A 20,928-nucleotide genomic window follows, 5' to 3' on the forward strand; every position below is an offset into this window, starting at 1 on the left:
AGGTACGTGCCGGACGATCCGTTGTGAAGGTGTCTGCGCCGTAGTCGACACTGACACGTTCGCGAAAGGGGGTGAGCACAACATCAGTGTTTTGCTTCGTTCTTAAGCGAACTACTCAATAGTGCCGTTTTTGATCCCGCAATTTCAAGTGAGAGGTCCCCAATGAACACAACGTTCCAAGCTGAAACTCAGGTACCGTAGAAACGTGCAAGAACGTAGCGAAATTGGCGGCTACCAGCTGATACAGAAAATCGGTTTTGGTGGCATGTCAACCGTATACGAGGCGCTTGATGGTGGCGGAGATCGCGTTGCCCTCAAGCTCCTTCATCCGTCAATCGCAGCCGACCCAAATTCGCGTGACCGGTTGCGTCGAGAGGTGCGCACCCTCCGCCAGGTCACCGGCCCCTATGTTGCGCAGGTGATGGACGCGGAAACAGAAGACGAAGAAGCATTTCTCGTTACCGAACTGATTGACGGCCCGACCCTGTCCGTTGACGTGTCCGAAAACGGAGTATTTGTCGGGAAGGATTTGGCCGACCTCGCCACGGAACTTGCTGAAGCACTGCAGGCCATCCACTCCAAGGGAGTACTGCACCGTGACCTCAAACCCTCGAACGTCATGATGAGCCAGCGCGGCCCCGTCCTTATCGACTTCGGGATCGCTCAGATTGCTGAAGAGTCGAGACTGACCATGACGGGCATGCTCGCCCACACTCCCGGATACGCGGCCCCCGAAGTGCTGAACGGGGAGGATCCGACCACGGGAGCCGACTGGTGGTCCTGGGCCGCGACCCTCGCATATGCGGCAACTGGACATGCCCCTTTCGGTACGGGGCAGAGCCCGAAAGTAACCCGCAAGGTCCATACCGGTGAATGCGACCTGACCGGGGCCGACCCGGTGGTTGCCTACGCGCTCGAAGCAGCTCTTAATCCGCGTCCCGATCGGCGGCCCGCGCCCGCCGATGTCATCGGGATGCTCAACGGCACCATTGCGGTCAGCGAAGAAGACCTGGCCCTCGGCCCCGCCTACACCGGCACGTTTCCTCGGGCCCAATACATGGAGTCCCAGTCGCCCCACATTGCTGAAGCCACGGAGCATGTGGATGGGTATCAGAACCAGCCCCCGTACTACGCTCCCCAGGCCCGCCACGCGGTTCAGTACCCGCCCCACGATCAGCGGCACGGCTACCCGGTCAGCACCCCGGTTGAACAGACACAGTCTCAGTCCCAGCAGGCTCACCAGGTTGAGCAGCGTAGTGACGTGCAGCAGGCGCCGCCACCCAGCATCCCACCCCAGGGAATGAGCCAACCGAGCCCCTACGATCACTCCGGGTCCGCAGTGTTCCATCCCAGGCAGGACTCTGCCGTGGTCGCGCATGCACGCTTTGATCCGCGCTTCTCACGCAACCCAAATCCCATTCCGGATTGGTTGAAGCCCGCCCCTCGCAGGCCGTGGCTCACTCTCATGCTGTGGATCGTGTACACGGCGTGGGCGGGCGTGCTGCCCATCATCATGATTGGGCTCTTTTTCGTTTACATGCTCATCAGCTCAATCGTTGGAGTCTCCCGGCAGGCACTCATCCGATCCCGTCTCGAGCGGGGTGGGCGATTCCGGGCGGAGTCAATGACGGTGCTCGGTAGGCTACCGATCTCCATTCTCGCCGGTGGAACCCGCACCCTTGCCTCGGTCGGTTCCGGCATCGTCCTCGGTGGTGCGCTTGCCTGGCTAGGCTTCGCAGCATTCGGACTTGATGAGATTGTGTGCGTTGCGTCCGGTGCCCTGATCGGCACCTGGCTTGCCTGGGCCTACCCGACGAGCGCCCCGTCGCGGGAAACCACACGCTACCTGCTTGCAAGCATCGCCCCGTCTGCGGGTTACCGCCTGTTCTGGCTGGTGCTCGGGGTTGCGCTCCTCTCGCTCGCACTACCGATTTATACCAACGGTGGGGGACCGGACTGGGTCCCGTCATCCACCCCTTTCATTTTCAATTAGACTGAGCCGCATGACGACCCGTCTCCGACTGCTTGCCGCCACGGTGCCCACACTCGTGGCGGTTCTCATGGTGGTTGGAGCCGAGTGCACGAGTGCAACACATGCCGCCTTGCACCACCTCGGTCTCGTTCATGCGGATCCGGGATGTGCGAGCGGAACCGCTCTCGGCCCCAGCTTTTTACAACTGGCAGGTCTCGCGCTTCTTATTAGCTTCGGTGTGCTCGCGAACTCTGTCGCGGTCCAAGAAGCGGCGGGCGCCTACCTGCGCCAGCTCTTCGGTGCCGTAGAGCCGCTGGTGTTGCCCGATCCGGTGCCGGTTACGACCGGCTACATCCGGCCAGACTGCTGGCAGGGCCCGGACAGCGTCGGATCGAGGGACCCACCACTATCTTGACCCTCCCTCACATTGGGCAAGCGACCATCAGCAGTTAAGAAGAAGTTTAGAAAGAAAAAATCATGGCCAATAAGACCAAGGCAGACCGTCGGGCAGAAGCCCGCGAAAAGGCGCGTAGACTCCAGGAGCAGGAAGCTAAGCGCGCGAAGCGCAACAAGCTCATCACCATCCTCGTCATCGTCGTAGCGATTGCGCTCGTGGGTGTGGCGATCTGGTCGATCGTTTCCAATGGCAACAAGGATGATGCGAACGGCCGCCCCGACTACGATCCCGTAGCAGTCCAGGTGGAACCGGTCGTCAAGGAAAACACCGAAATCACCACCGGCTTCGCAATCATTGGCGAAAACGCTGAACTCTCGGCCGATGCGCCTCGTGTCGACATCTACTTTGACTACATGTGCACCTACTGCAACGACCTCGAGCAGTGGAACGGTGCCGACATTAATGACCTCGTTGCTGAAGCGGATGCCGAGTTCGTGTACCACCCGGTTGCGATCTTGAACAACGACTTCTCCGCCAAGGGTGCCGCGGCCTTCAAGTTCATTGCCGAGAACTCGCCCGAGCACCTGGCTGGCTTCCACAAGAATGTCTTTGAAGACACGGACGCTGTTCTCAACGGCCGGTCCTCTACCCTCCCCGACTGGGGCAATATTCGTAATGCAGCATCCGATGCTGGGGTTCCCTCTGACATCGTTGACCGCATTGAGGACGAGGCTGACCTGGAATGGGCGAACACCGTGACGACAGAGTTTCTCAAGGAATACCGTGGCACCCCCACGGTCCTCGTGAACGGTGAAGAGACAACGGCCTGGGCCAACAATGACTTCAAGGCGATGCTCGGTCTGGCCGAGCCGAAGGACTCGACTCAGGAATAGAGATCACAGCACGCGGGTTGGCATTGCCAGGCTCAAATCTGGCAGAATTGATCCGCGTCGCGCCACCTTAGCTCAGCTGGTAGAGCACCCGCCTTGTAAGCGGACGGTCGTCGGTTCGAATCCGACAGGTGGCTCTGCAAGGCCCCGGCATTCGTCACAAGCGAGATCGGGGCCTTGTTCTATTTCCCGGCCACCGTGCGCAGCTACTTCGTTACGGGACACCATTCATCAGACGTGACTGATGGTGGTGAGGAGTGAGAGTGGTTGAGCCTCTGGGGGCATTCACGATAGCTCCGAACGAAGGTGATCTGGCAGTGCAGGCAGCCTTTGTTTCTTCACCCTAAGGGTGCGTAAAATGTTCCAGATCGCAGGGCGGTGCAAGCGACGTTAGAGACTTCTCCCAATCAACGGCCTTGCAGTCGTCGGTCCCAACCTGTTTATGAGGGTTTTGGAATAGAAATGAGGGGCATCCGTTTAATGGGATGCCCCTCATAACTGGTGTGGCCTGATTAGAGAATACCTTGTTTTACCCACATATGGCTAGGAATTGTATATTCATTCGCGAAGTGTGAATTGTACTATTTTCTTTCGTGTTCGTATCGATGCGTAATATGCACATATTTACGGTCTCCTATTCAGCATTTAGGGGGTTGCCTCGCGTGGGTATTCGCCACGATCGGGATGTCTTGGGCGGATGAGGCGATAACCCAAGGAACTAAAGGAGACAAAGTAGGCTTAGGCAGATCCTGGCAGGGTCGAGCAACGCTGCTGGTTTCTCGGAGAGTTCGACAAGCTTGTTGTGAGTTGAAATGACTGCGCCCCGGGGCTCGTGATGAGTGTCCGGGGCGCAGGTTGATCGTGTGTACGGATCAGCCGGTGTTCCTCATGCCGGCGGCAATACCGTTGATCGTGGTCAGCAGAGCACGCTTGATGTCCTCTCCAGCGCCATCTTCGCCGAGTTGGCGGATGCGGGTGAGTAGGTTGACCTGCATGTAGCTAATCGGGTGGAGGTACTGGTCGCGGACCTCGAGGGTGCGCTTCAGGACCTCGTTGGAGTCGAGGAGCTCGTTCTCACCGGTGAGGAGCGCGATCTCCTCGATGGTGATCGCAAACTCTTCCTTGATGAGATCGAAGAGGTGCCAGAGGCGTTCGGGTGCGAGCGAACGCACGTAGTGGGAGGCGATGCCAAGATCGGTCTTCTTCGCGGTCATCTCCACGTTCGAAATGACGGCACGGAAGAAGTGCCAGGTCTGGTACATCTCCCGGATCTCATTCTCCTTGCCGGCCTCGCGGGCAGCCCGCAGGGCGGTGCCGACACCGAACCAGCCGGGGATGATTTGGCGGGACTGGGTCCAGCCAAACACCCAGGGGATCGCACGCAGGCCATCGAGGCCCTTGTCTGCGGTGGTGCGCTTGGAGGGGCGGGAACCGATGTTGAGCATGCCGAGCTGTTCCACCGGGGTGGTGGTCACGAAGTACTCGGGCAGGTCCGGGTCATCGATGAGGGAACGGTAGCGCTGGAAGGCGGCCTCGGACATGGTGTCCATAAGCTTGTCGCGCTTCTCCTGGACCTCGATCGCCGAGCGGGCGACGCGGTGCAGGCTGGAGCCTTCGAGGACCGCGGCAACGGTTAGTTCGAGGTTCTCGCGAGCAAGTTCAGGGTGCAGGTACTTGTCTGAAATAACCTCGCCCTGCTCGGTGAACTTGATGGCACCATCGAGCACGCCGTAAGGCTGGGACAGGATTGATTCGTAGGTGGGGCCACCACCGCGACCAACGGAACCGCCACGGCCGTGGAAGAGACGCAGGTCAACATCGTGCTTGGCGCAGATGTCACGCAGGCGGCGCTGCGCCTGGTGGATCTCCCACTGGGAAGTGAGAACGCCCGAGTCCTTGTTGGAGTCGGAGTAGCCGAGCATGACTTCCTGGATGTTGCCGCGCAGGCGAACGATCTCGCGGTAGGACGGGTCTTCGAACAGGCGCTCGAGAATGTCCCCCGCCATGCGCAGCTCACGCACCTCCTCCAGGAGGGGGACGAAACCGATATCGGCTCGGCCGGAGTTGTTGCCGTTCGGCATTTCGATGAGGCCGGCTTCGCGGGCGATCACGGCGGCGGCAAGGATGTCGTGCGCGCCGTGGGTCATGGAAACAATGTAGGTCTCGGCAATGTCCGTGCCGTAGATCTTCTGGGCCTTCGCGACCTCCGCAAAGGTCTCGTACGTGTTCTGTGCCGTATCCGTGAGACCCAGGGTGCCGTTGTGTAGGCCGGGGCCGGCTAGGGGCCGCTTGGAGGCAAGCTCTTCACCGAGAAGAACGGTGCGCTGCTCGTCCGTCATCTCCCCGTACGTCACATCCCCATCCGACAGGCGGTCGTAGAGCTGTTCGAGGAGCTCGTGGTGCTTCGCGGAGTGCTCGCGCACGTCGATTGCTGCGAGCGAGAGGCCGATGCCGCCGAGGGTGCGGCGCAAGTCTCCTGCGAGACCGTTCGCAACGAGCTGGGATCCGGTGCGTTCCAGTGCGCCAATGAGGAGCGCAAGATCGTCACGCACTTCCTGGGCGTTGGCGTAGTCGTGGCCGGGCACGTGGTCGGAGGCCTCGTTGATACGCTGGCGGGTGTTGAGGTACTTGCCCTTCATGAGCTCAATCTTGAGGCGGTAAGGCTCTTCCTTGAAGAGATCAACAACGAAGGAGGGGAACTTGGGTAGGGCCTCAAGGTCGGCCTCAATGGAGTCGAGGAGGGCCTGGTCCGGTTCGACAAGGACGGAGGAGATCGACAGGACCTGCGAGCCAGCATCCAGCTTCTCGAGGGCAAGGTCGATTGCTTCGTTGGCTTGGAGGCGGAGAATCTCCGCGGTCACGGCCGGGGTGACGAACGGGTTGCCGTCGCGGTCACCACCAATCCAGGAGAAAAGCTTGAGGGGCTCTACAGAGGGGCTGAAATCAACGCCAACTGCCTCGAGCTCGGCGGTCAGAAGCGCAACCGTGCCGGGCAGAGCATCCGTGTAGAGGGACTTGAGGTAGTAGAGGAGGTTGCGTGCCTCATCGACCGGGGTGGGCGCGGTTTGGCGGAGCTCGTCGGTCTGCCACAGGAGCTCAATGGCTTCGGCGAGGTCGCGGTCTTGACGGCGGCGTGCCGCCGTGCCCTCAACGGTGTCGATCGAGAGTACCTCGAAGAGCCTGCGGAGCTTCGTGAGGACCGCGCGGCGCGATGCTTCTGTCGGGTGCGCGGTGAAGACGAGACGAATGTCGAGGGACGCGGCAATGCGGTCGAGTTCTTCCGTACCCAGGGAGGAGGTGATGCGAGCAACGGCGCGCGAGATCCAGTCTTCGTTATCCTCGCGATTGTTGCGGCTGCGAGTGCGCTGATTCTGCTCGGCCGTGTTGGCTAGCTGGAAGTAGAGGGTGAAGGCACGCACGAGATCGGTGACCCTGTCCATGGGCACATCCCGAAGCTCCTCCTCCATCTTCTCAAAAACAGCAACCCTGTTATCTGACTGCTGGGCTTCTTTCGCGAGCTGGCGAATGCGCTCCACCTGGTTGAGCAGATCCTCGCCCTTTTGTTGGGCCAAGGTCTTACCAAGCATGCTGGTGAGGCGTCGGACGTCGGCGCGGAGGGCAGCATCTTCCCCGCCACGCTCGTCACGTTCAATATTCTCTGACACGTGTCCTCCTAGTCTTTTGGACAATCGCAACTCTAAACCACAATTCGCTACTGGTGCCCCTCTGTCCAGCCGTGCTTTAGGACATACGTCCCATTGCGACATACCCCTGCGGGGTATAACCTGGGTGTGGAATACCCGCAGGGGGTATCCGTACCGAAAGGGAAAACATGACTGCCACTGAATTTGATGTCACGGGAATGACATGCGGACACTGCGAGGCCAGCGTTCGTGAAGAAGTATCGGAAATTGCTGGTGTTGAATCCGTTGAGGTCTCGCACGTAACCGGCAAGCTCGTCGTCAACTCGTCCGCTCCGATCGCCGATGCTGACGTGATTGCTGCCGTTGACGAGGCCGGCTACACCGCGGTCCGCGCCTAAGTCGCAACCTTTGATTTGCGCTATTCAGTTTCCTTTCCGCTCCTAGATTAAGAGGGTAATGATGTCCAAGAGTCTCTCTATCGACTCGATAGAGCTTCAGGTCGGTGGCATGACGTGTGCTTCCTGTGCGAACAGGGTGGAAAGGAAGCTGAATAAGCTCGAGGGCGTTACCGCCTCGGTCAACTATGCGACCGAGAAGGCAAGCGTTGAGATCCCGCAGGGCTACGATCCTGCCCAGCTAATTGCCGAGATTGAGGCAGCCGGTTATTCCGCCACCCTTCCCGAGCCGCCGCGTGATGAAACGTCAGATTCCGGCTCCGATGAGGAGCCGATGGATGCGGAGATGCTCGGGCTGCGTCAGCGCGTCATTGGTGCCGTCATCCTCTCCGTCCCGGTCATTCTCATCTCCATGATCCCTGCCCTGCAGTTCCCGAACTGGCAGTGGCTCATGCTGACCCTCACCGCACCCGTTGTCGTGTGGTGCGGGTACCCGTTCCACAAGGCCGCCTGGACCAACATCAAGCACGGGGCGACCACGATGGATACGCTCATCTCCCTCGGCACCATCGCAGCCTTCGCTTGGTCCCTCTACGCCCTGTTCTTCGGAACTGCTGGCGAGAAGGGGATGACCCACGGTTTTGAATTAACCCCCAGCCAGGCATCCGGTGAGGGAAATATTTACCTCGAGGTTGCTGCCGGCGTCATCATGTTCGTTCTGCTCGGCCGCTACTTCGAGAAGAAGTCGAAGCGCGAGGCCGGTTCGGCCATGAGGGCGCTCATGGACATGGGTGCCAAAGACGTGTCGGTCCTGAAAAACGGCACCGAAGTGCGCATCCCCATCTCCCAGCTCGCAGTAGGCGACGAGTTCGTTGTTCGTCCCGGCGAAAAGATCGCAACCGACGGTGAAGTCATCTCGGGTGCCTCCGCCGTGGATGCTTCAATGCTCACCGGTGAATCCGTGCCCGTTGAGGTGGGCGTGGGTGACCTGGTGACCGGCGCAACGGTCAACGCCGGCGGGCGCCTCGTTGTCCGTGCCACTCGGGTTGGGTCCGATACTCAGCTGGCGCAGATGGCGAAGCTTGTGGAGGATGCGCAGTCGGGTAAGGCTGACGTGCAGCGTCTCGCTGACCGCATTTCCGGCATCTTCGTCCCCATCGTCATCGCCATCTCCCTCATCACCCTCATTGGTTGGCTTGCTACGGGCCACAGTGCGAACATGGCGTTCACCGCGGCCGTTGCGGTCCTCATTATCGCCTGTCCCTGTGCACTCGGGCTTGCGACCCCGATGGCACTCCTGGTTGGAACCGGGCGCGGAGCCCAGCTCGGCATCCTTATCAAGGGCCCCGAGGTCCTCGAACAAACGAAGGCTGTTGACACGATCGTGCTCGACAAGACCGGCACCGTCACCACCGGAATCATGACACTCGAGCAGGTCCGCGTGTCCGGAACCGATGAAGAGACTTTGCTGAGGTATGCGGGTAGCCTCGAAGATGCTTCCGAGCACCCCATTGCCAAGGCAATCGCCGACGGCGCGAAGGCCAAGCTCGGTACCCTCGCCCCGGTTGAGAATTTCCAGAACAGGGAAGGTCACGGAGTTTCCGGAACAGTTGACGGGACCACAGTTCTCGTTGGTAAACCCACCATGCTCGCAGAGTCAGGCATGCCGCTTGGTGGCCTCGAGTCTGTCTTCCACGAAGCGCAGAACGAGGGCAAGACCGTGGTTGCTGCCGGCTGGGACGGTCAGGTGCGAGGAGTCCTCGTGGTAGCCGACCAGGTCAAGCCCACCTCCCAGGAAGCCATCCAGCAGCTCAAGGATCTCGGCCTCGACACGATCCTGCTGACCGGTGACAACGACAAGGTTGCTCGCCACATCGCTGCAGGCGTGGGCATCGACAACGTGATCTCCGAAGTGCTTCCCGAAGACAAGGTTGCCGTTGTCCAAGACCTGCAAAAGCAGGGCAAGGTCGTGGCCATGGTTGGTGATGGCGTCAACGACGCCCCCGCCCTCGTCCAAGCAGACCTTGGTCTCGCCATGGGAACCGGCACCGACGTTGCGCTTGAGGCTGCCGACATTGCTCTCATTCGCGGCGACCTCCGTAGCGCAGCCGACTCGATCAGGCTCTCCCGCAAGACCCTCTCAACCATCAAGGGCAACCTGTTCTGGGCATTCGCCTACAACACTCTTGCCATCCCCTTCGCCGCCCTCGGCATGCTCAACCCCATGCTCGCCGGCGCAGCCATGGCATTCTCGTCCGTGTTCGTTGTCTCCAACTCGCTGAGGCTCCGCGGATTCAAGGCCCACGCAAGACAGGAGGTAGCGGCATGAGCCAGGACATCACAACAGACCAGGCGACCGGTGCCGGCATTGACAACCCGGAACAGGCATCTCAAGAAACTGAGACGCACTGCCACGACCACAACGGTCACGGCTACAGTGACGACAAGAAAAAATACTTGGCTCGCCTCCGCCGTATCGAAGGCCAGGCCCGCGGCATTCACCGCATGGTTGATGAGGACGTGTACTGCATCGATATCCTCACCCAGATCTCGGCACTCACGAGTGCCCTGGAGAACGTGGGTCTCTCCCTCCTGAAGGATCACCTCGACCACTGCGTGGTTGATGCTGCACGCAAGGGTGGGAAGGAAGCCGACGACAAGATCGATGAGGCCATGGCCGCCATCACGAGGCTCGTCAAGTCCTAAACAAGCAGGTACGCCTGCTCACGCAAACAATCCGGAAGACTACCGCGTAAGAAAAGTCGTCAGGTAATTCGCGTGGAAAGAGCTGAGGGCCGGTCCCAAAACGGGACCAGCCCTCAGCCATGTCTAGATCAATTCATAAAGTACAAACACCACGAGGCGCGGCTGGGTTCAACGCTGGCATCCGGGGCACCAGAACAAGCGCCTTCCTGCCATCTCCATCTCCGCAATCTTCGTCCCGCACCGCCAGCAATCCCGCCCGTTGCGCTGATAGACCGCGAATCTGGCATCCGCCTCATCCGCCGGATCCTCAGGAGTGTATTCGGGTGGGATCGTTTGGATGATGCCGTCCCGCTTCCCCTCGTTCATGGCACTCACCAGGTCATCCCACAGCAGCCCGAGACGGTGGGCGGAGACGCGGTTGCCGGGGCGAAGCGGATTGATTCCCACGCGGAACAGGCAGTCGGCCCGATAGATATTGCCCGGGCCTGCGGTCACGGCCTGGTCGAGAACCAGCTGACCAACGGGAACCCTGCGCTTGCGCACGAGCTGGATGAAGCGCTCGCGGTCACCTGGATTGTTGCGTAGCGGGTCGGGGCCTAGCCTGCGCAAAATGGTGCGAACCTCGTGGCCCTCCAGAACTCGGCACTGATTCGGTCCCGTCAGGTCCGCAATCCCGTGGGGTTGGGCGAGGCGGATGCGGACGGTGTCGCGAGGAGTAGGTGGTTCCCAGTCATACACCGGCCTCTCATCGTCACCCTCGACCGGGCGTTCGCGTTCACCGATCCGGCGGCGCGGTGCACCGATCGTGTCTTCTGCAATGAACTCGTGGTCCCCATCGAATGACCAGGAGCCGTACAGGCCGAGGTGAACGTGGAGCCAGTCGGGGCCATCCTCGCCGAGCTCCACGGTTGTTTCTTCGGGGAAGAAGGGCATAAAGAAGTGCTTTCCCCAGGCTTCTGCGGGGAGGGCGAGTTGACCGTTGAGTTTGGCTGCTCCCTGGGAAAAGCGGCCCTGCGGGGATGTGACGGTGGGCCGCTGTCCTGAGAAGAGTTCTGTCAGTGCTCCGGCGAGCCGGTGAACGGTGTGCCCCTCAGGCATGTGACTCCTTTTGCGTTTCAGCCACGGTCATGACTCCACTGATTCTCGCTCCTTGAGTCACGAGACCCAGAGATGGTTGCAGTTCGCGTGGTATTGTCAGGAAAGATCCGTAACTATTAAGGGAGGGTACCATGGTTGCGACACCGAGGCGTGGACCGCGCCCGATGGCGGAGGCTCTGAACCAGGCGGCTTTGCTCACCCGCCAACAGAGGCGTCTACTCGATGCTCTCGTCGATTTGGGTAAGCCAGCCACCGTTGTCGATTTGTCCCGTGAGGTCGATTCGCACCCGAATACGGTCCGTGAACATCTCGCAGTCCTCGAAGACCACGGTCTTGTCACGGTTGCGACCATGCCCTCCACGGGACGCGGTAGACCCAGGAAAGAATACCGGGCCACGGCCGGCAGCCAGGGTGCTCCCGCCCGCCACCTTGTTGGACTCATCAACTCCGCGCTGCGGAGCTTCCCGGCAGAGACCGCCCACCACGATGGTTATCGGTGGGGCCAAACCTGGGGCGAAAACGTGGTGGCAAGCGGCCTGCTCGACACCAAGGAAGGCACCGAGGAGGGCATTACGTCGCTCATGGCGGACATGGGCTTCGCCCCGCGCCCCTTGCAGACCCGCCCAGCATGCCTCAGCCTCACCCAGTGCCCGCTCCTGACGGAGGGTCAGGAGGTTCCCGCGGGGCTGTGCGATATTCACCAAGGCATGCTCGATCAAGTGATTGAGAAGAAGGGGCTTTCCGCCCGGGCCTTCGTCGAGCCTTTTGCGGAACCGGATGCGTGCCGCCTGACGATCACGGTCGAATAGGACTGGGCTCGGCTACTAGGCCAGCCGCCAATCAATCCCCGTTGCTCCCTGTTTTTCGAGCAGTTCGTTCGTGCGGCTGAAAGGTTTGGACCCGAAGAACCCACGCGATGCTGAGAGCGGGGAGGGGTGGGCCGAGGCAATGATTGGGGTGTCCCCCAGGAGGGGCGCGAGTTCTTGCGCCTGCCTGCCCCACAGAATCGCTACCAGTGGCTGATCTCGTTCCGCGAGCGTGCTGATTGCGTGATCCGTCACCGCTTCCCAGCCCTTGCCCCGATGGGAGGCGGCGCTGCCGGGGCGGACGGTCAGGACCCTGTTGAGAAGCATGACTCCCTCGTTCTGCCAGGGCGTGAGATCGCCCGACGGGGCGGGCGGAATCCCCAGGTCTGCTTCGAGTTCTTTGTAAATGTTGGTGAGGGAGCGGGGGAGCGGGCGAACGGCTTGCTCAACCGAGAAGGATAGGCCAACGGCATGACCCGGGGTGGGGTAGGGGTCTTGGCCAACGATCAGAACTTTCACCTGAGAAAGTGGGGTGCCGAATGCTCGAAGGACGCGGTCTCCCGCGGGCAGATACGTACGTCCCGCCGCCAGCTCAGCTCTCAAGAAGTCCCCCATGGCATGAATGTTGTCTTCGACCGGGGCGAGAGCTTCGGCCCAGTCCGGTGCCGTGAGATCCGTTAGTGAGTTCGCCATGCCATCAGGTTACGATGAAACGTTGGAGGTGGCATGACCGAGTTGAGTGAAGAAGATCTGGCGATCCTGGATCTGGAAGAAAACTGGTCAACCGAGTTTGAAACGAAGGCCGAAGCGATACGGCAGACGTTCGGATGGTCGACAACGCGTTACCATATTCGGCTCAACCTGCTCCTCGATCATCCGGATGCCATCTACTCCCGCCCCGTCACGGTCTCCCGCCTGCGGAGGCTGCGTGATGGTCGGGCTGGGGAGCGCGGTGGTACAGGTGCGCATTCTCCTCTTTAACGCGATAAAGTAGGCGGCGTGGAGCAGTATCCAAGGGATGAATTTGACGAGTTAGCGCAGTCTCGTCAGGTGCGCGGGGCACACCGGAAGAAGCGTAACCCGTGGCGCATCGCCATCCCCTTCCTCTCCGTTCTTGTTCTCGCACCGCTTGCTGGCTGGGGCCTTGTTGAATTGTGGAGCCAGGACGGCATGACCAACCCGTTCATCGAGGAAACCACAGAGGATACCGACGAGAAGACTCCCGAGGAAACCCCGGAAGAAACCCCGACAGATGGGGAGGCCACGACCGTCCCGGGTGACGAAGAAGCCACAGAGGACACGACTGGCCCCGCTGATGAAACCGGCGATGACGAGGCACCTTCCGAAGAGCCAACAGAGGAAGAAACCGAGGCAATCGAAACCCTGCCGCCGGTTGAGGGCGTGGCCTACGATTCGTCCGTGCTCGTCTACAACGGCACCGGGATCCCCGGTGGCGCAGACCAGGCCGTTGAGGCCCTACGACTAGCCGGATACACGAATATCACGGTCGAGGATTACGCGGCCGCAAACCCGGCAACCACCGCCCTCTACTTCGCGAACAACGACCTGTATACAACCGCCCAGAACGTGTCCCAAACCCTCGCGATTGACTATTGGGCGGAGTCGGGCGGCATGACCGGAGCGAACGATCTTCTCATCGTGATTCGCTGACAGATGAAACCCTCCCCCATCTTGCACTCGAGGGTTGAGAGTGCCAGAATCTTATTAGCACTCTCCAGGTGAGAGTGAAAATTTTCGGCCGATGAGGTCAGTGAAACGATCGGAAAGTCCGACTGTTTCCTGGTCGTCCGTCGCGGGCGTTGGCCGATCACCACGTGGAGGATTATCACCGCTATGGCTAAAACCATTGCTTTTAACGAGGATGCTCGTCGCGCCATGGAGCGCGGTCTCAACACCCTCGCAGACACCGTCAAGGTAACGCTTGGCCCCAAGGGCCGCAACGTCGTTCTCGACAAGAAGTGGGGCGCACCCACGATCACCAACGATGGTGTGTCCATCGCCAAGGAGATCGAACTCGAGGACCCCTACGAGCGCATCGGCGCCGAGCTGGTCAAGGAAGTTGCTAAGAAAACCGACGACATCGCAGGTGACGGCACCACCACCGCAACCGTTCTCGCCCAGGCTCTCGTCCGCGAAGGCCTCCGCAACGTTGCTGCTGGCGCCAACCCCATCGCGCTGAAGAAGGGCATCGACACCGCTGTTGCAGCGATCACCGAGCGCCTCCTCGTCAACGCCACCGAGATCGAGACCCGCGAGCAGATCGCCTCGACCGCCGCAATCTCCGCAGGCGACGCCACCATCGGTGAGCTCATCGCCGAAGCCCTCGATAAGGTCGGCAAGGAAGGCGTTGTCACCGTTGAAGAGTCGAACACCTTCGGTCTCGACCTTGAACTGACGGAAGGTATGCGCTTCGACAAGGGCTACCTCTCCCCCTACTTCGTGACCGACGCTGAGCGTCAGGAAGTTGTCCTCGAGGATGCCTACATCCTCCTCGTCGAGTCGAAGATCTCGAACGTCAAGGATCTCCTGCCCCTGCTCGAGAAGGTCATGCAGACCGGCAAGCCCCTTGTCATCATCTCCGAAGACATCGAGGGCGAAGCACTCGCAACCCTCGTCGTTAACAAGATCCGTGGAACCTTCAAGTCCGCTGCCGTCAAGGCACCCGGCTTCGGTGACCGCCGCAAGGCAATGCTCCAGGACATGGCGATCCTCACCGGTGGCCAGGTCATCTCCGAGACCGTCGGTCTCAAGCTGGAGAACGCTGACCTCGACCTGCTCGGTACCGCACGCAAGGTCGTCATGACCAAGGACGAGACCACGATCGTTGAGGGTGCTGGCACCAAGGAAGCAATCGATGGTCGCGTGGCACAGATCAAGGGCGAGATCGAGAACTCGACCTCCGACTACGACCGTGAGAAGCTCCAGGAGCGCCTCGCCAAGCTCGCCGGTGGCGTCGCCGTCATCAAGGCCGGTGCAGCTACCGAGGTTGAGCTGAAGGAACGCAAGCACCGCATTGAGGACGCAGTCCGCAACGCGAAGGCAGCCGTTGAAGAGGGTATTGTCCCCGGCGGTGGCGTGGCCCTGATCCAGGCAGCCAAGGAAGCTCTCGTTGACCTCGGTCTCGAAGGTGATGAAGAGACCGGCGCGAAGATCGTTTCCATCGCTGTCTCCGCACCGCTCAAGCAGATCGCTGAGAACGCTGGCCTCGAGGGTGGCGTCGTTGCTGAGAAGGTCGCCAACTCCGACAAGGGCATTGGCCTCAACGCTGCAACCGGCGAATACGTCGACCTGCTCAAGGCTGGCGTCAACGACCCGGTGAAGGTGACCCGCTCTGCCCTGCAGAACGCCGCCTCCATCGCATCCCTGTTCCTCACCACCGAGGCTGTTGTGGCTGACAAGCCCGAGCCCGCTGCACCTGCAGCACCCGGTGCTGACGACATGGGCGGCATGTACTAAGCAGACCCAGTTCGATAAGAACTACTGGCTGAGGGGAACGGGGAAACTCGTTCCCCTCAGCCATATCTACCGCCTGTTTCTTGTTTTCTCGTGGTTCAGACAGTTTTCTCGTGGTTCAGGATGTGGATGAACAACGGAACAACAGAATTTTCGTTATTGCCCGGACTTGTTAATAGCCGGGTGATAATCACTGACTGGTTAGAAGGGCTTAAAACTGGTTTGAGGTAGTAAAGGAGGGTGCCCCGCACAATCACAACCGTGCGGGGACACCCTCGTTTTAGCTTCAGCCTGTTCTTTTGTGGTTCTCTACAGCTGCGTGCTTAGAGGCCGCGGCGTTCGAGGAGGGCTTCGGCGCGGGGTTCGCGGCCGCGTACGGCCTTGAATGACTCCATGGGGTCGCGGGAGGAACCACGGGACAGGAGCTCGCGGCGGAGGATGGTGCCAGCCTCACGATTCAGCCCACCATCACCATCCTTTGCTCCTTCGGTCATGAACCACTGCTCAACGTCGGCCACGAGCACTTCGGCCCACATGTACGAGTAGTAACCAGCATCGTAGCCACCACCGAACGTGTGCTTGAAGTACGCGGTGCGGTAGCGGGGTGGAACGAGGGAGTGGAATACTCCGAGACGCTTGAGAGCGGTCTCTTCGAACTCTTCGATCTGGGAGGCGGGTGGCACGTCATCGGTGGTGAGGCGGTGCCAGGCCTGGTCAAGCAGAGCGGAGGCCACGAACTCGGTTGTGGCAAAGCCCTGACCGAAGGTCTTCGAGGCTGACAGGCGGGATGCGAGTTCGGCGGGAAGTGCCTCACTAGTCTCGACGTGGGTGGCATAGTTCGCGAGAACCCTCGGATGGTAGGCCCACATCTCATTCAGCTGGCTCGGCATCTCCACAAAATCACGGGGCACCGCAGTGCCCGACGTTGACGTGTAGTACGTATCGGACAGCAGGCCGTGGAGGGCGTGACCGAACTCGTGGAACACAGTTTCGACCTGATCCCACGTGAGGAGCAGTTCCGTGCCCGGGGCCGGTTCGTCGAAGTTGCAGTTGTTTTGAATAACCGGGAGGGTACCGGCACGGCGGGACTGGTGGACGAGGCTGTTCATCCACGCGCCACCGGACTTGCCCGGGCGAGCAAAGAAGTCGGCCTGGAACAAACCAATCGGGGTGCCGTCCTCGTCGAGAACCTCCCACGACTTCATCGGATCCACGTAGGTGGGGATGTCGGGGCGGAGATTGAAGGTGATCCCGTAGAGCTCTGTTGCGGCAAAGAAAATGCCCTTCTCGACAACGTTGGTGAGTGCGAGGTAGGGGGCGAGAGCGGCATCATCAACCGCCACCTGGCCGCGAATCTGCTCCTGGTAGTGAGTCCAGTCAGCAGCCGTGATCTCGTTGTCACCAGCAACGGACTTCAGTTCCTCAAGCTCCCGATCCACAGCCGCGGTGGCCCTTGCGCCAACCGTGGACAGAAGGTCGATGATTGCCTGCGAATCCTGGGCCATGCCACGCTGTGCCACAACCTGAGCGTGGTGGGGTGCGCCAAGCAACTCGGCGCGTTGCGCGCGCAGAGTGGCGATGTCATGAACGATCTGGCGAGTATCGGAAGTCTCCACTCCGCCAAGCCCGCGGCTGATCGATGCATCAAGCAGAGCCTTCCTGGTCTTTGGCGAGACGAGGTCAACGAGCTGGGGCTGGTTCGTGAAGTTGAGGAGCGGCAGGCGGTAGGTGCCGTCGCACTGTTTGAGGGAGGCGACCTGTTCGTCGGTCATGCCATCAAGTTCCTCGCGGGAGGAGACAACGAGGGCGTTGTCGGACATGGCACGCGTGGCACGCTGACTGAAGCTGATCTCGAGGCTCGACAGTGCGGCGTCGAGCTCCTTGAGTTTTTCCTGCTTCTCGGCGGGCAGATCAATCCCGTTCTGACGGAACTTCTTCAGTGTCTCGGATACGACATAGCTTGTTTCTTCGTCTGCTCCCTCGAGGTCAATCGAGTTGTAGCGGTCGTACATGCGGCGATCGAGCCAAAACAGGTTGCCGTGCGCGGACATTTCCGGACCCAGTTCTGCCTGGATCGCATCGAGTTCATCGCCACCGATGGAGGAGAAGAGGGTATAGGCGGGCATGAGAACTCGACTGAATTCATCACCGGCCTCGTCCACCGCAACGAGCGTGTTCTCGACCGTGGCGGGTTCGGGATTGCTCGCAATCTGCTCCCATGCTTCCTTCTGCCGTTTCATGGCCTCCCGGGCAGCGGGAAGTATATGGGAGGGCTTGATCTGCCCCCAATTGGGTACGCGGTAGGGAAGCTTTGATGGGATTAGAAGTGGATTCGTCATACCCCGATGCTAGTCCTTCGCCGCATTCGGATTCGAGGCGGGCCTCAAACAATCAGTGGTTGCTTATCCCGTTTCAGGCTATGAGCGATGCGGGCTAGTAGTTGGGTTCCCTCTCAAACCCAGCCCGTCCTGAGCCATCGTCTTCCTCCCAATCGGGAGTTGATGCGGAGCGCGGTGAACGCTCAGGGTGACGGTGCTCGTGGCGGGGCGGAGCAATATCGAGCTCCGGGACCTCGTCGCTGCCGGACTCCTTCTTCGCATTGCACATTTGCTGCCTGCGAATGAGCCTCTCCTGCATCTGGCGCGCAATCTCGTCACGTTCCGCCTTCTTCTTCTCAGCGGGAGTGAGTTCCCGAGGAGCCGGCCCCGGATCTGCCTCGTCGGGCAGGTCCTCCAGGGAGGATAGATTGTCGGGGCGGCGGATCGCACCCTGGGCGAGAGGACGGGGGAGCGGGTCGTGCGCCGGTGACGGCTCAACCTCCAAGTCCGACATTTTCTCAAACAGTGAATGAGGGGCTTGGGGATGCTTCTGCTCGTACTCTTCTGGAGAAAGCGCTCCGTCCTGCTCCGAGGAGGAGTCGTTACCTAGGCCAGAGTTCGCACCGGTGTCGCCGTGAGAATCGGAGGCAGAGCTTGGGGATGCCGACTCGGGTGCTGATTCGGAGCCCTCATCATCCACACCACCCGCGACAGGGTGTTCCCAGGCGGCCGGTGGCTCGGTTTCGGCGGGGATGGCGGGGGCGATCTTCGCAAGCTTCGCTTCGACCCTGTCGAGTTCAGCCATCAGGTTCTCCCGTGCGGGAACCTCCCACTGGCGGCCAAGTGGTGAAAGAAAGAGATGCTTGCGGGCAAGAAGCTTCCCAATGATCTTCTGCCGTGCACGTAGGAAGTCCTCCTCGGGAATATGCTCGTACTCGGCCTGAACCGTCTCCAAATACTTGGCGTACTTCTGAGGGCCGGCAGCGAGCCCACCAAGGTGAGCATCGCGCAGGGCCAGCTTGTCGATATCAATCGCATTGAGGGCCGTGGTTGCCGAGGGGTCGGCTTCGCTCGGTTGCTTCTTCAGCCCAATAATAAGTTCGGCAATGCGATCAACGGACTTGGTCGACAGACCAAGGGAACTCAGTTCGTTCTTTGCTACGGCAGCCGATTCAATTTCGTTCTCGCCACCGTTGCGCGTGTACGTGTCCTTCTCGGCAGTGGAAAAGACACAGCCGTGATAGAAGGCCGCAAGGCGCACCAGATCGGGATTGTGGGTCTCCGGTGCGAGTGTGGTGACACGGGACAGAACATCGCACACGTGGTGCAGATTATGGTGGTGGCGGGTGGGGCCTGCCCACATTTCCAGCAGGCGCTGCCCTGCGGCCGTGATCTCCTGCTCGGATGCCGTTGCCCCGGCTGCTCGTGCGCTACGCACGTACGTGGGGAGAAGCCACTGCGGATAGTCCATCTGGAGTGCATTGCCTTTCTGCGATCATCCGGAAGTCTAGACCCTATCGCGCGAGTTCGCGACTGACCATCGTCACGTTCTGTGCTTTCGTGCACTAACCTAGGTGGAAGATAAGAAAGGAAGGATCAGCCATGGCGACCAGCACCGAACCTCGCTTGACGGGGCGTGCTCTCATCACCGGCGGCACCTCCGGTCTTGGGCTTGAATTTGCTCGGCAACTAGCCGAGCGCGGCCTCGACCTCGTGCTGGTGGCGCGTAGCGGTGACCGGCTTGAACGGACCGCAAAGCAGCTCGAGTGGCGCTACGGTGTCGCGGTTGAGACGCTGAAGGCTGACCTCGGCGTGGAGCGTGATCGGGCACTGGTCGCGGAGCGCCTCTCGGATAGTGAGAAGCCCATCGAAGTCTTCATTAACAATGCTGGTGCTGGCCTGTACGAGCCCCTCGTGACCACGAACCTTGACATCCACAAGGAAGGGTTGACTGTCATGCTGTGGGCCGTGCTTGAGCTCGGTGCGGCCGCGAGCGTTGCCATGAAGGAACGCGGACACGGGGTCATCATCAACACGGCATCCGTCTCCGGCTTGGTGCCCATGGGCGGCTACTCCGCCATCAAATCCTGGGTGAAAACCTACTCCGAATCGCTCTACCTTCAGCTCCGCGACCACGGCGTCCATGTCACGGCCTTCATGCCTGGCTGGGTGCGGACCGAATTCCACCAGCGCACCGGCGTTAAAACCTCTTCGATTCCCGATTTCCTCTGGCTCCAGCCGGAACGGGTTGTCAGCGAATGCCTGGCGGACACCGAGCGTGGAAAAGCTATATCAATCCCCTCGAAGCGATTTAAGGTGATTGCCTTCCTGGCGCAGAGCGGACCCAAATCGGCCGTACGCTCCGTCGTCAGCAAGATCAATAAGGGGCGTCAATGAGCCAGCTGCATCCGCTACGCCAATACACGTCACGGCGTCACAGGTCCCTCCGTTCCTTTATTCGGAAGACCGTCGCCCGTCCCCTCATCACCACCATCCTCTCCACCTCCATCGAAGGGGAAGAATCGGTGGCGGGGATGGAAGGTGCCTACATTGTTGTCGGCAACCACTCGAGTCACCTCGATGCGCCGATGATGTTTACGCTCCTGCCGGAGCACATGACCGAACGACTCGCCACCGGGGCGGCAGCCGACTACTTCTATCGCCGGCGCTTTATCTCCCGCCTCACTGCGCTCTTCTTCAACACCTACCCGATTGAACGCAAGGGCAAGGTCAAGAAGGTCACGGGTAAGGGGCTGGAAATGAAGGAAGGTCCCAGCCCCGCGGCCGGCATGACCGGGCGCCTCCTTAAAGCCGGAGTCCCGATCCTGATTTTCCCCGAAGGCACCAGGTCGCGGGATGGCCGGATGGGCGAATTCAAGGCCGGTGCCGCTGCTCTCTCCCAAAAACTCTCCGTCCCGATCGTTCCCGTCGCACTGATTGGCGGACATGACGCCATGCCCGTGGGAGCAGTCTGGCCAAAGCTCGGCCGGCCCCGGGTCAAACTCGTGCTCGGCAGCCCCATGACCGCACTGCCGGGTGAAACCGTGGAACACTACAACGCCCGCATCCGCGCCTGCGTCTTCACCATGCGAGCAACCGGACACCCACACACCGGCGAAGGCGTGGACCTCGACGCCGCGTAACAAGCCTTCACAGTAAGCGCATAAGCAGCAGTGGGGTGCCCGGTCTCGATCTAAATGGATCGTCACCGGGCACCCCACTTGGTAC

The 20,928-nt window shown here is 60.6% G+C and carries 17 protein-coding genes and 1 tRNA gene; 13 read left to right on the forward strand and 5 right to left on the reverse strand.

Going from position 1 to position 20,928, the window contains the following annotated elements; translation table 11 throughout:
* Positions 1 to 205: 205 nt before the first annotated feature.
* From BN1241_RS01225 to BN1241_RS01240, 4 genes are all read left to right on the forward strand, one after another.
* Entirely contained in the window at positions 206 to 1,993 is a 1,788-nt protein-coding gene (locus BN1241_RS01225) for a serine/threonine-protein kinase (RefSeq protein WP_054951921.1), read from the forward strand.
* Between the two features lie 10 nt (positions 1,994 to 2,003).
* On the forward strand, positions 2,004 to 2,387 hold the full coding sequence (locus BN1241_RS01230) for a hypothetical protein (protein ID WP_054951922.1): 384 nt from the start codon (positions 2,004 to 2,006) through the stop codon (positions 2,385 to 2,387).
* Between the two features lie 62 nt (positions 2,388 to 2,449).
* Positions 2,450 to 3,262 (forward strand): thioredoxin domain-containing protein, encoded by an 813-nt coding sequence (locus BN1241_RS01235; RefSeq protein WP_054951923.1) that lies wholly within the window; start codon positions 2,450 to 2,452, stop codon positions 3,260 to 3,262.
* 61 nt (positions 3,263 to 3,323) lie between these two features.
* Positions 3,324 to 3,396: transfer RNA gene (locus BN1241_RS01240), tRNA-Thr, on the forward strand.
* Positions 3,397 to 4,131: 735 nt separating this feature from the next.
* On the opposite strand, the gene ppc is transcribed toward BN1241_RS01240, so the two are convergent.
* Positions 4,132 to 6,924, reverse strand: coding sequence for a phosphoenolpyruvate carboxylase (gene ppc / locus BN1241_RS01245; protein WP_230198222.1), 2,793 nt, complete (start codon positions 6,922 to 6,924; stop codon positions 4,132 to 4,134).
* Positions 6,925 to 7,091: 167 nt separating this feature from the next.
* Here ppc and BN1241_RS01250 point away from each other — a divergent pair, with 167 nt between their 5' ends.
* The 3 genes from BN1241_RS01250 to BN1241_RS01260 are packed head-to-tail and all read left to right on the forward strand — an operon-like array spanning position 7,092 to position 10,004.
* Positions 7,092 to 7,301: a heavy-metal-associated domain-containing protein gene (locus tag BN1241_RS01250; protein ID WP_054951924.1), complete on the forward strand. Its 210-nt coding sequence runs from the start codon at positions 7,092 to 7,094 to the stop codon at positions 7,299 to 7,301.
* Positions 7,302 to 7,359: 58 nt separating this feature from the next.
* Positions 7,360 to 9,627 carry a heavy metal translocating P-type ATPase gene (locus BN1241_RS01255; RefSeq protein WP_054951925.1) on the forward strand — a complete coding sequence of 756 codons (2,268 nt, stop codon included), beginning with the start codon at positions 7,360 to 7,362 and terminating at the stop codon, positions 9,625 to 9,627.
* A 38-nt stretch (positions 9,628 to 9,665) separates the two neighbouring features.
* Positions 9,666 to 10,004 carry a metal-sensitive transcriptional regulator gene (locus tag BN1241_RS01260; protein WP_054951993.1) on the forward strand — a complete coding sequence of 113 codons (339 nt, stop codon included), beginning with the start codon at positions 9,666 to 9,668 and terminating at the stop codon, positions 10,002 to 10,004.
* Positions 10,005 to 10,172: 168 nt separating this feature from the next.
* Here the strand turns inward: BN1241_RS01260 and BN1241_RS01265 are convergent, their stop codons facing one another.
* Complete coding sequence (locus BN1241_RS01265) at positions 10,173 to 11,102, reverse strand: Fpg/Nei family DNA glycosylase (protein ID WP_054951926.1); 930 nt, start codon at positions 11,100 to 11,102, stop codon at positions 10,173 to 10,175.
* Positions 11,103 to 11,233: 131 nt separating this feature from the next.
* On the opposite strand from BN1241_RS01265, the gene BN1241_RS01270 reads away from it, so the two are divergent.
* Complete coding sequence (locus BN1241_RS01270) at positions 11,234 to 11,911, forward strand: helix-turn-helix transcriptional regulator (RefSeq protein WP_054951927.1); 678 nt, start codon at positions 11,234 to 11,236, stop codon at positions 11,909 to 11,911.
* A 15-nt stretch (positions 11,912 to 11,926) separates the two neighbouring features.
* On the opposite strand, the gene BN1241_RS01275 is transcribed toward BN1241_RS01270, so the two are convergent.
* On the reverse strand, positions 11,927 to 12,601 hold the full coding sequence (locus BN1241_RS01275) for a uracil-DNA glycosylase (protein WP_054951928.1): 675 nt from the start codon (positions 12,599 to 12,601) through the stop codon (positions 11,927 to 11,929).
* Positions 12,602 to 12,634: 33 nt separating this feature from the next.
* On the opposite strand from BN1241_RS01275, the gene BN1241_RS01280 reads away from it, so the two are divergent.
* From BN1241_RS01280 to groL, 3 genes are all read left to right on the forward strand, one after another.
* Positions 12,635 to 12,889, forward strand: coding sequence for a DUF3263 domain-containing protein (locus BN1241_RS01280; protein ID WP_054951929.1), 255 nt, complete (start codon positions 12,635 to 12,637; stop codon positions 12,887 to 12,889).
* 18 nt (positions 12,890 to 12,907) lie between these two features.
* Complete coding sequence (locus BN1241_RS01285) at positions 12,908 to 13,579, forward strand: LytR C-terminal domain-containing protein (RefSeq protein ID WP_147599174.1); 672 nt, start codon at positions 12,908 to 12,910, stop codon at positions 13,577 to 13,579.
* A 183-nt stretch (positions 13,580 to 13,762) separates the two neighbouring features.
* Entirely contained in the window at positions 13,763 to 15,385 is a 1,623-nt protein-coding gene (groL, locus tag BN1241_RS01290; protein WP_054951931.1) for a chaperonin GroEL, read from the forward strand.
* Positions 15,386 to 15,705: 320 nt separating this feature from the next.
* Here the strand turns inward: groL and BN1241_RS01295 are convergent, their stop codons facing one another.
* Positions 15,706 to 17,721 (reverse strand): M3 family metallopeptidase, encoded by a 2,016-nt coding sequence (locus BN1241_RS01295; protein WP_077138216.1) that lies wholly within the window; start codon positions 17,719 to 17,721, stop codon positions 15,706 to 15,708.
* Between the two features lie 94 nt (positions 17,722 to 17,815).
* Positions 17,816 to 19,171 (reverse strand): HD domain-containing protein, encoded by a 1,356-nt coding sequence (locus BN1241_RS12715; protein WP_054951933.1) that lies wholly within the window; start codon positions 19,169 to 19,171, stop codon positions 17,816 to 17,818.
* Positions 19,172 to 19,302: 131 nt separating this feature from the next.
* On the opposite strand from BN1241_RS12715, the gene BN1241_RS01305 reads away from it, so the two are divergent.
* Together BN1241_RS01305 and BN1241_RS01310 are read left to right on the forward strand one after the other, a co-directional pair.
* Positions 19,303 to 20,097 carry an SDR family NAD(P)-dependent oxidoreductase gene (locus BN1241_RS01305; protein ID WP_054951934.1) on the forward strand — a complete coding sequence of 265 codons (795 nt, stop codon included), beginning with the start codon at positions 19,303 to 19,305 and terminating at the stop codon, positions 20,095 to 20,097.
* Positions 20,094 to 20,843, forward strand: a complete 750-nt coding sequence (locus tag BN1241_RS01310) for a lysophospholipid acyltransferase family protein (RefSeq protein ID WP_054951935.1) — start codon at positions 20,094 to 20,096, stop codon at positions 20,841 to 20,843. The genes BN1241_RS01305 and BN1241_RS01310 overlap by 4 nt, the downstream gene beginning before the upstream one ends.
* Positions 20,844 to 20,928 lie beyond the last annotated feature (85 nt).

The sequence above is a fragment of the Flaviflexus massiliensis genome, from assembly GCF_001375495.1.
Lineage (GTDB): Bacteria > Actinomycetota > Actinomycetes > Actinomycetales > Actinomycetaceae > Flaviflexus > Flaviflexus massiliensis.

Excerpts from the sequence above, each read along its gene's own strand:
- BN1241_RS01230 (WP_054951922.1), top strand. The coding sequence starts at position 2,004 with ATGACGACCCGTCTCCGACTGCTTGCCGCCACGGTGCCCACACTCGTG.
- BN1241_RS01235 (WP_054951923.1), top strand. The coding sequence starts at position 2,450 with ATGGCCAATAAGACCAAGGCAGACCGTCGGGCAGAAGCCCGCGAAAAG.
- BN1241_RS01250 (WP_054951924.1), top strand. The coding sequence starts at position 7,092 with ATGACTGCCACTGAATTTGATGTCACGGGAATGACATGCGGACACTGC.
- BN1241_RS01255 (WP_054951925.1), top strand. The coding sequence starts at position 7,360 with ATGATGTCCAAGAGTCTCTCTATCGACTCGATAGAGCTTCAGGTCGGT.
- BN1241_RS01265 (WP_054951926.1), bottom strand. The coding sequence starts at position 11,102 with ATGCCTGAGGGGCACACCGTTCACCGGCTCGCCGGAGCACTGACAGAA.
- BN1241_RS01270 (WP_054951927.1), top strand. The coding sequence starts at position 11,234 with ATGGTTGCGACACCGAGGCGTGGACCGCGCCCGATGGCGGAGGCTCTG.
- BN1241_RS01275 (WP_054951928.1), bottom strand. The coding sequence starts at position 12,601 with ATGGCGAACTCACTAACGGATCTCACGGCACCGGACTGGGCCGAAGCT.
- BN1241_RS01280 (WP_054951929.1), top strand. The coding sequence starts at position 12,635 with ATGACCGAGTTGAGTGAAGAAGATCTGGCGATCCTGGATCTGGAAGAA.
- groL (WP_054951931.1), top strand. The coding sequence starts at position 13,763 with ATGGCTAAAACCATTGCTTTTAACGAGGATGCTCGTCGCGCCATGGAG.
- BN1241_RS01295 (WP_077138216.1), bottom strand. The coding sequence starts at position 17,721 with ATGACGAATCCACTTCTAATCCCATCAAAGCTTCCCTACCGCGTACCC.
- BN1241_RS12715 (WP_054951933.1), bottom strand. The coding sequence starts at position 19,171 with ATGGACTATCCGCAGTGGCTTCTCCCCACGTACGTGCGTAGCGCACGA.
- BN1241_RS01305 (WP_054951934.1), top strand. The coding sequence starts at position 19,303 with ATGGCGACCAGCACCGAACCTCGCTTGACGGGGCGTGCTCTCATCACC.
- BN1241_RS01310 (WP_054951935.1), top strand. The coding sequence starts at position 20,094 with ATGAGCCAGCTGCATCCGCTACGCCAATACACGTCACGGCGTCACAGG.